The following is a 9,024-nucleotide window of genomic DNA, read 5'->3' as shown; positions in this document are numbered from 1 at the left end:
GGCCCGCACCGCCGCCCCCTCACGGGCATTCCCCCGAAGCCGTGTTAATAAGGGGCCCTTGCTCTACCGCAGGCGTTAACAAGGTGCCCTTCCTTACACCTCAGCGCCAGCCGACGTCGATGCGGTCGCCGCGCTCGTCGAAGAAGTGCAGCGCGTCCATGCGTACCTTGATGGCGAGCGGGTGACCGGCGGAGACCGCGGGGTAGGGGGCGAGGCGGACCGCGAGTTCGGCCGGGCGGCGGTGGTGGCGGCCCGGGTCGTGCAGCACGCTGGTCCGGCCGCCGTTGGTCGAGACCGGCTCCGACTCGCCGGCCCGCCCGGCGAACCGCTGCATCACCTGACCGAACCGGCGAAGGCCGCGCTGGCCGGGCGGGCTGTCCGCGTCCGCCGGGGCGCCGACCTCGTCGACCACGATCGCGGTGGCGCCGATGTCGAGGAAGGCCAGCGACTCGTGGCCGTGGTGCTCCAGGTAGCGGATCCGGCCCTGGAGCACGTCGCCGGGGGTGTCCGGGGCGACCGGGGTGAGCGCCTCGGCTCGCATCCCGACCACGATTCGCTCGCCGTGGTAGTGCGCCACCGCTCGGCTGCGGATGTCGTCCCAGGGCAGGTAGAGGGCCTGCTCGCCGAGGGTGAGCGTGACGTACCGGTCGAGGTGGACGTAGACCGACGCCTCCAGCAGGTTCATCCGGGGGCTGCCCAGGAAGGCGGCGACGTAGAGGGTGGCCGGGCGGCCGTACACCTGGGTGGGCGTGCCGACGTCCTGGAGCACGCCCTTGCGCATGATGGCGACCCGGTCGGCCATGGTCAGCGCCTCGGCCTGGTCGTGAGTCACGTAGATGGTGGTGACGCCCAGCTCACGGGTCAGACCGGAGATCTCCGCCCGCAGCTCCGCCCGCAGACCACTGTCGAGGTTGGACAATGGTTCGTCCATCAGGAACAACCCGGGCCGGCGGACGATCGCCCGGCCCATCGCGACCCGCTGCCGCTGCCCGCCGGAGAGTTGGCTGGGGCGTCGCGCCAGCACGTCGCCGATGCCGAGAGCGCTGGCCACGTCGGTGACCCGCTCGCCACGCGGGTTCGGCTCGATCCCGGCCAGCTTGAGCGGGAAGGCGATGTTGTCGCCGACGGACATGTGCGGGTAGAGGGCGAAGTCCTGGAAGACCATGGCGATCTTCCGGTCCCGGGGTGGCAGGTCGTTGGCCAGTTCCCCGTTGAGCATCACCGCACCGGAGGTCGGCTCCTCCAGCCCGGCGACCATCCGCAGCACCGTCGACTTGCCACAGCCGGACGGACCGAGCAGCACCATGAACTCGCCGTCGTTGACGTCGAGGTTGATGGTGTCCACAGCGACGGTGCCGTCCCGGAAGACCTTCGTGACATCCTTGAGCGCGACGGTGGTCACCCGTCTCCTCCCCCACCTTGTCCGGCCGAACCCCGAATGACTGTGACGAGCATCATGCGGCCGGCACATCGGGTAAACGTGCCATGTTCGAATCGTGACAGACGTATTACGTTCCATCGAGTGGCGGCTATCGCCCGAAACTTCACCCCTTAGCCGGGCGTCTCGCCGAGAAACACCTGACGAACCACCCGCTCAGCGGCGTGCCCGTCCTCCAGCGCGCAGAACCGCTCCCGGAACCGCGCCCGCGCGCGGTCGGCAGCGGGCGTGGCGACCTGCCCCGAGCGGAACAGGTCGAGCAGCTCGGCGAAGGTACGCACCACCGGGCCCGGCGCCTCCGCCGTGATGTCGAAGTAGACCCCCCGGGTGAGCCGGTACATGTCCCAGTCCGGCGCGTAGACCACGATCGGCCGGTCCAGGACCGCGTAGTCGAACATCGCCGACGAGTAGTCGGTGACCAGCACGTCGGCCGCGAGGTAGAGATCCTCGACCCGGGGGTGGTCGCTGACATCCTGGATCCGCAGCTGACCGGTAGGACGCCGTGGCCCCCGGTCCCGGTCATGGAAGTAGTGGCTGCGCATCAGCAGCAGCCCGGACGGGCCGAGCGCGTCGAGGAAACGCTCCGGGTCGAACGGTGGACGGTAGCCCGGCAGGTGCTCCCGGTGCGTCGGGGCGTACAGCACCACCTGCTCACCCAGGGCGGCGCCGAGCGCCGCCCGCAGCCGGAGCACGTCCTCGGTGGTCGCGGTGACCAGCCGGTCGTTGCGCGGGTATCCCACCTCCACCGTGGTGTACGCGGCCGGATACGCGCGTTCCCACATCTGGGTGGAGAAGCTGTTCGAGGTGACGCTGAAGTCCCAGCGGTCCACCCGGCGCAGCAGCCCGGCGAAGTCCATTCCGGTCGCGCCGAGCGGGTAACGCTGCTGGTCCAGCCCCATCACCTTGACCGGCGTGCCGTGGTGCGTCTGCACGTGCACCGAGCCCGGCCGCTTACGCACCGAGTCCGGGAAGTTGACGTTGTTGACCAGCCATCGCGCCCGGGCCAGCACCCGGTGGTACGCGGCCGTGCCGGCCACCACGTACTCGACCCCCTCCGGCATGGTGTGCACCCGGTCCCGCCGGACGATCCACACCCCCCGGACCTGCGGCGCCAGCCGCCGGGCCGCCTCGTAGATCGCGGCCGGGTTGCAGGAGTAGCCGCGAAACCAGTACGCGGCGTACACCGCGAGGTTGTCGTCGAGCGGTCGGCGCAGCTCGGCCCGGTGGTATTCGCGCAGCGCCGCGTCGCGGGCCGCCCGCACGGTGAACCGGGCCGGCGGGACCACCCGGCGGCGGACCCGGCCGGCGGTCCGCCGGGCGGCCTCGCTCGCCCGGCTGGTGGCCCGTAACGCGCTGAACGTCCGCCACCGGCCGGCCGCCACCAGCCGGTGCTTGAGCCCCTCCACCCCGGCGGGCACCCGGTGGCCGCCGGGCGGCAGGAGGCGGGCGTGCTCGATCGCGGCCCGGGCGAAGAAGGTCGGCCGCAACTCGGGGGCGATCCGGTTGCCGTTGCCGAGCACGGTCAGGTAGTGCCACATCATCCGCTCGAAGATCGCCGAGCGCAGTTCCTCGGCCCCGAGCCGGTCCAGTTCCCGGAACACCCGGTGCCACTGCTCGAACACCTCGAAGTGCCGGTCGCCCCGGGTCCTGGTGATCGCACCCGCCCGCCGCTGCCGGTAGTTGACGCAGACCACGTCGAGTACGCCGATCCGCTCGGCGGCCAGCAGCGCCGGATAGCTGAACGACACGTCCTCGTACCAGCCGGGGGCGAACCGCAGCCCGACGTCGGCCAGGAACTGCCGGCGGAACAGCCGGTTCCAGGCGGTGTGCAGCAGCTCCAGGGTCTCCGGCCGGTCACGCAGCCGGAAGGTGACCGGCCCGGGCGGCTCCGGGAAGACCTCCTCCATCGCGCTGCGGGTCACCGTGTCGTCCCAGTGCGCGCGTACGTGGTCGACGATCAGCACGTCCGGCCGGGTGGCGTGCAACCGGGCGGCGACCTCGGCGAGGCAGTCCGGGGCGAGCCAGTCGTCGCCGTCGACGAACCAGACGTACTTGCCGACCGCCCGGTCCAGCCCGACGTTACGGGCCGGGCCGAGCCCGACGTTGCGATCCAGCCGGACCGCCTGCACCCGGTCGTCGCGGGCCGCGTACTCGGCGAAGATGTCGCCGCTCCCGTCGGGCGAGCAGTCGTCGATGCCGATCACCTCGATGTCGGCCACCGGCTGACCGAGGATCGAGTCCAGGCATTCGCGCAGGTAGCCCTGCACGCGGAAGGCCGGGACGACGAAGCTGATCAGCGTCATCGTCCCGGCCCCCCGTCAGCCCGTCGCGCGGCCTCCCGTACCCGCCGGCACCGCCGGCACCCGCACGGCGCGGGCCGGCCGGACGAACCAGGCCAGCACCACGCTCGCCACGAAGAGCACCAGGAGGTAGATACCGAGTGTAGCCAGACCAATACTCGCGAATCCGGCGATCGCCACCAGCGCCAGCAACGCCGACCGCCCCTCCCAGCCGAGCGTGGCGGCGTGCAGCGGCGGTGCCGGCTGCCGCTTCTCCAGCCGGGCGACGAGGTCGTAGTGGTGCAGGGTGAGCACGAAGACGTACCCGAAGATCAGCCAGGCCGGCGCCCCGCCGATCACCCCGACCGCGATGGCGAACAGGTACTCGGCGGCCCGCAGCGCGGCCGGCACCAGCCAGTCCAGCGGCCCGTTGTGCGCCGCCCCGGCCCCGGCCGCCGCGACGAGCAGCCCCGCCAGCCCGAGCAGCAGAACCCAGGTCGGCCACAACTCGCCGTAGCGCAGCACCGGCAGGAGCATGACGACAACCACCGAGGTGGCCAGCATCGCCAACGCCAGCGGCCCCGGGTGGCGGGCCACCGGGAACCGCGCGGCCAGTGGGCCGTCGTCGCGGTGCAGGGTCGCATCGACCGTGTCCAGCACTGGGACCCACATCCAGCGCGCCCGCAGCGTACGCAGCGCACCGGTGTACGCGAATGCCAGCACGCCCCAGGTCAGCGCCGCGATCAGGGCGACCCGCTGGTCGAACAGCGCGGCGGCCAGCGCGATCAGCGCCCACCGTTCGCCGATCGGGAAGACCACGGTGCGCTTGAGCCAGTACGACACCGACCCCGAGTCGGCCTGCACCCGGTTCGACGCTGCGTTCAGCCGGTCACCGATGCCGCCGGCCCCGCCGCCGCCCACGTTCTTCGGCCGACGGGCCGCCTCGTCGTGCAGTACGCCGTACCACGCGTCGGTCATGTGCCGGACGGTCTGCAACGTCATCGCGGCGATTGCGAGGGCCCAGCCGTACCGGAACCCGGCCTGGGTGGCGCCCAGCCCGAGGCCGGCGTAGACCAGGTACTCCTTGGCCCGGTCGGCCATGGTGTCAAGCCAGCCGCCCCAGGCGCTGAAGTTGCGGGTGTAGCGGGCCAGTTGGCCGTCCACACAGTCCAGCACGAACCCGAGGTAGAGCAGCACCGCGCCGGCAACCAGCGCGGGCCGGCCGCCGGTGGCGAACAGCGCCGCCGCGGCCACCGCGAACACCACCGACACCATGGTCACCGCGGTCGGGCTCAGCCCGAGCCGGGCCGTCGCCTTGGTGACGTACGGGGACCAGGTGCTGACGAAGTACGTGGTGAAGAAGTCGTCCTTCTCCTTCACCGAGAGCCGCAGCTCGGCCCGGTCCTCGTCCACGGCGGCCACCGCCGCCTCGGCGCCGGCCAGCCCGGCCGCGTCGTCCACCCGGTGCGCGACGAGCAGGCGTACCCGGTGGGCGAAGACCAGCGCACCCTGCCCGGTGAGGCCGGCGAAGGCCCGGTCCACGGCCGGTCCCGTCGCCCCCGGCGCGGCGGCCCGGGCCGCGGCGACCAGCGCTGGCAGGTCGTCCCGGCCGACCCGCACCGCGCCACCGAAGATGCCGGTGGCCTCGCCGTCCAACCGTTCGGGGGGACCGGCGTCGACCACCTGACCGCGCTCCTCGCGTACCGCCGTGCGCCCACCGGTGGGCGGGTCGGTGAGCACCAGGGCCACCGTCGGGCCGACCGGGCTGGTCACCAGGTGCCGCAGCACGGCGGTGTGCGCCACCAGGTCGGCGCCGCTGACCACCACCGGGCCGTTGGCCGCGCCGGCCAGGTCGGCCAGTTCGTCCAGGTCGGCGGCGACCCGCACCTCGGAGACACCGGCCCGGTGCCACTGGGCGACCAGCCGGTCGGCCAGCGACTCACCGGTCCCCGTCGACGTGCCCGCGCTGCCCGTCGGCAGGCTCGCGGCCGGCGACCCGGCGGCGAGCACGATCGCGAGCGTCACCGGGGAACCGCGTCGTGGTACGCGGCCAGCGCCTCGGCGATCGTGCCGTCGACGCTCAACCGGCCCGCGTCGAGGAAGAGCCCCCGACGACAGAACCGGGTCAGGTCCTTTTCGTTGTGTGACACCAGCACCAGAGTGCGCCCCTCCCCGAGCAGACGATCGATGGTCGTGTAGCACTTCGCGCGGAACTCCGCGTCCCCGACCGCCGTCACCTCGTCCATCAGCAGGATCGGGTGCGGCAGGTGAGAGATGATCGCGAACCCGAGCCGGACCTTCATCCCGGACGAGTAGTGCCGTACCGAGGTGTCGATGGCCCGTTCCACCTGCTCGCCGGCGAACGAGACGATCTCGTCGAAGTGCCGCTTCAGGTACGCCGACGACAACCCGTGCAGCCCGCCCACCAGGTGGAGGTTCTCCCGCCCGGTCAGGTCGTTGGAGAAACCGGCGGACAGCTCCAGCAGCGGGGCGACATCGCCGCGAACCCTGATCCGGCCCTCGTCGGGGATCAGCACCCCGGCGATCAGCCGCAGCAGGGTGCTCTTGCCGGTGCCGTTACGGCCGATCACCCCGAGGGTCTCGCCGGCCGCGATCGAGAAGGACACGTCGCGCAGTGGCCAGAACCGGCCGTCGGAGGCGCCCCGCGTACCGCGGTGGATGAACAGCTCCCGTAGCCGCAGCTGCCGGCGACGGTTGCGGACGAACCGGATGCCGAGGCCCTCCGCCTCGATGATCGACTCGGCCATCAGAGTTCCTTGAGCACGGCGGGTTCGAGCCGGCGGAACGCCCACCAGCCGGCGACGAGCAGCAGCAGGCTGCCGCCGATGGTGGTGGCGAGCAGCCGGGCATCCGGGAACTCGTCCGGGTACCACACCGCGTGGTGCAGCTGGAAGATGCCGACCAGCGGATTGAGTTCGTAGCCCAGCTTGAGCCAGCCGGGCAGGCCCGAGCCGCGAACCAGGCTCAGCGGATAGATGATCGGTGTGGCGTAGAACAGCACCCGGATGATCAGGCGCATGAACCGCTCCACGTCCCGCATCAGCACGTTGAACGCCGACAGCAGCAGCGCCAGCCCGGTCAGCAGCGAGAACTGCACCAGCACCGCGAGCGGCAGGGCCAGCAGCGACCAGCCCAGCTCGATCTTGCCGTTGGCCGCGTACCAGATCGCGATGCCGGCCAGGATCGGCAGGCCGGCGGCGTACTCCGCGAACCGGCCGGCGACCCGGCCGATCGGGAAGACCTGCCGGGGCACGTTCATCGTGGTGATCAGCCGGGACTGGCCGGTCAGCGCGTTGGTCGCCTCGCTCAGCGCCGAATTGGTCCACATCCAGGCGAAGATCCCGGTGATCAGGAACAGCGGGTACGAGCCGGCGGCCTCACCGAGATGCCGGTTGGTGTCGCGGGAGTAGAGGACACCGAAGACGAACCAGTAGATCGCCCCCATGCCCAGCGGCTCGATCAGCGACCAGAAGTAACCGAGCACCGACTGCTGGTATTTGACCGCGAGATCACGGCGGACCAGGATGCGCAGCGAGTTGCGGTGCGACCACAACGCCCCTACGCCAGAGGTCACCGACGTCTCCCGCCTGCTGAACGGACGACAGGTTAGCAGCCGGTGAACGCTGTCCGACGAGCCGTACGCTCAGCACTCGATCACGTTGACGGCCAGGCCGCCACGCGCCGTCTCCTTGTACTTGACCTTCATGTCGGCGCCGGTCTCCCGCATGGTCTTGATGACCTTGTCGAGCGAGACGGCGTGCACCCCGTCGCCGCGCAACGCGAGCCGGGCGGCGGTGATCGCCTTGATGCTAGCCACCGCATTGCGCTCGATGCAGGGTATCTGCACCAGGCCGCCGACGGGGTCGCAGGTCAGCCCGAGGTTGTGCTCCATGCCGATCTCGGCGGCGTTCTCCACCTGCGCGGGCGTGCCGCCCAGCGCCTCGGCCAACCCGGCGGCGGCCATCGAGCAGGCCGACCCGACCTCGCCCTGGCAGCCCACCTCCGCCCCGGAGATCGACGCGTTCTCCTTGAACAGCACCCCGATCGCGCCGGCCGCCAGCAGGAACCGCACCACCCCCTCGTCGGAGGCCCCCGGCACGAACCGCGTGTAGTAATGCAGCACCGCGGGGATGATCCCGGCCGCCCCGTTGGTCGGCGCGGTCACCACCCGACCGCCGGCCGCGTTCTCCTCGTTGACGGCCAGGGCGAACAGCGTCACCCAGTCCATCACGTGCAGCGGATCCCCGGCCGCGCCGTGCCCGGAGCCGCCGGGCCCTGCGCCGTGCCCGGAGCCGCCCGGGCCTGCGGTCTGCGCGGCCTCCGCCTCCAGGCTGCGGCGCAGCTCGGCGGCGCGGCGACGCACCTTCAGGCCGCCGGGCAGCGTGCCGTCGCGGGTGCAGCCGCGCTCGACGCACTCCTGCATCACCCGCCAGATGTCCAGCAGACCGGCCCGCACATCCGCCTCGGCCCGCCAGGACAGCTCGTTGGCGAGCATCACCTCGCTGATGGAGAGCCCGGTCTCGGCGGTCACGTCGAGCAGCTGCGCGCCGGTCAGGAACGGGTACCGCACCCGGGTGCTGTCCGGCTTGATCCGATCCGCCCCGGCCGCCGCCTCGTCGACCACGAACCCGCCGCCGACCGAGTAGTAGGTGCGCGTCCTGACCTCGGTCCCCGCGGCGTCGTACGCCGAAAAGATCATCCCGTTCGGGTGGTAGGGCAGCGACCGGCGGCGGTGCAGGACCAGATCCCGGTCCGGGTCGAAGTTGATCTCGTGTGTGCCGAGCAGGGCCAGCCGCCGCTCAGCCCGGATTGCGGTCACCCGCGCCTCGACGCTGTCGGTGTCGACCGACTCCGGCGCCTCGCCGGTCAGGCCGAGCAGCACCGCACGGTCGCTGCCGTGACCGTGCCCGGTGGCGCCGAGGGAACCGAACAGCTCCGCCCGCACCCGGACGACGTCGGTGAGCAGACCGTCGGCCTTGAGCCCGGCGACGAACGTACGCGCCGCCCGCATCGGCCCCACCGTGTGCGAGCTGGACGGCCCGATACCCACACTGAACAGGTCGAACACACTGATCATGACTGCACTTCCTCGCCCCGCCGGGGTTGCCGGTCAGCGGCCGTTCGGGGCAGGTTCCGCTACCTGGAGCCGGCCCGGTCGTGGCCGGTCCTCAGGGTGACCCGGCCGTGGCTGGCACCCCGGGTAAGGGGTGCCCGACCGGGGAGCCTACTACCCCAAACCCCCGCCAACCTGTCCTCCGGTTACCCATCAGTTTGTGGATCACGCGT

General features: G+C 71.7%; 6 protein-coding genes. All 6 read right to left on the bottom strand.

Features of this window, described 5'->3' with window-relative positions:
• Positions 1 to 100 precede the first annotated feature (100 nt).
• On the bottom strand, positions 101 to 1,402 hold the full coding sequence (locus C1I95_RS13925; protein ID WP_111214246.1) for an ABC transporter ATP-binding protein: 1,302 nt from the start codon (positions 1,400 to 1,402) through the stop codon (positions 101 to 103).
• A gap of 149 nt (positions 1,403 to 1,551) precedes the next feature.
• Positions 1,552 to 3,741: a bifunctional glycosyltransferase/CDP-glycerol:glycerophosphate glycerophosphotransferase gene (locus C1I95_RS13920; protein ID WP_111214245.1), complete on the bottom strand. Its 2,190-nt coding sequence runs from the start codon at positions 3,739 to 3,741 to the stop codon at positions 1,552 to 1,554.
• Between the two features lie 15 nt (positions 3,742 to 3,756).
• Entirely contained in the window at positions 3,757 to 5,742 is a 1,986-nt protein-coding gene (locus C1I95_RS13915) for a DUF5941 domain-containing protein (RefSeq protein ID WP_111214244.1), read from the bottom strand.
• Entirely contained in the window at positions 5,739 to 6,485 is a 747-nt protein-coding gene (locus C1I95_RS13910) for an ABC transporter ATP-binding protein (protein WP_111214243.1), read from the bottom strand. The genes C1I95_RS13915 and C1I95_RS13910 overlap by 4 nt, the downstream gene beginning before the upstream one ends.
• Complete coding sequence (locus tag C1I95_RS13905) at positions 6,485 to 7,312, bottom strand: ABC transporter permease (protein ID WP_111214242.1); 828 nt, start codon at positions 7,310 to 7,312, stop codon at positions 6,485 to 6,487. The genes C1I95_RS13910 and C1I95_RS13905 overlap by 1 nt, the downstream gene beginning before the upstream one ends.
• Before the next feature lie 69 nt (positions 7,313 to 7,381).
• A complete protein-coding gene (locus C1I95_RS13900; protein ID WP_111214241.1) occupies positions 7,382 to 8,815 on the bottom strand; it encodes an L-serine ammonia-lyase in 1,434 nt (477 codons plus the stop codon).
• Positions 8,816 to 9,024 lie beyond the last annotated feature (209 nt).

The sequence above is a fragment of the Micromonospora craterilacus genome (assembly GCF_003236315.1).
Lineage (GTDB): Bacteria > Actinomycetota > Actinomycetes > Mycobacteriales > Micromonosporaceae > Micromonospora > Micromonospora craterilacus.
The sequence above is the reverse complement of the archived record's forward strand: the minus strand, read 5'-3'. Positions and strand labels throughout refer to the sequence as shown.

Coding starts and splice junctions, on each gene's coding strand:
- C1I95_RS13920 (WP_111214245.1), bottom strand. CDS start 3,741: ATGACGCTGATCAGCTTCGTCGTCCCGGCCTTCCGCGTGCAGGGCTAC.
- C1I95_RS13910 (WP_111214243.1), bottom strand. CDS start 6,485: ATGGCCGAGTCGATCATCGAGGCGGAGGGCCTCGGCATCCGGTTCGTC.
- C1I95_RS13900 (WP_111214241.1), bottom strand. CDS start 8,815: ATGATCAGTGTGTTCGACCTGTTCAGTGTGGGTATCGGGCCGTCCAGC.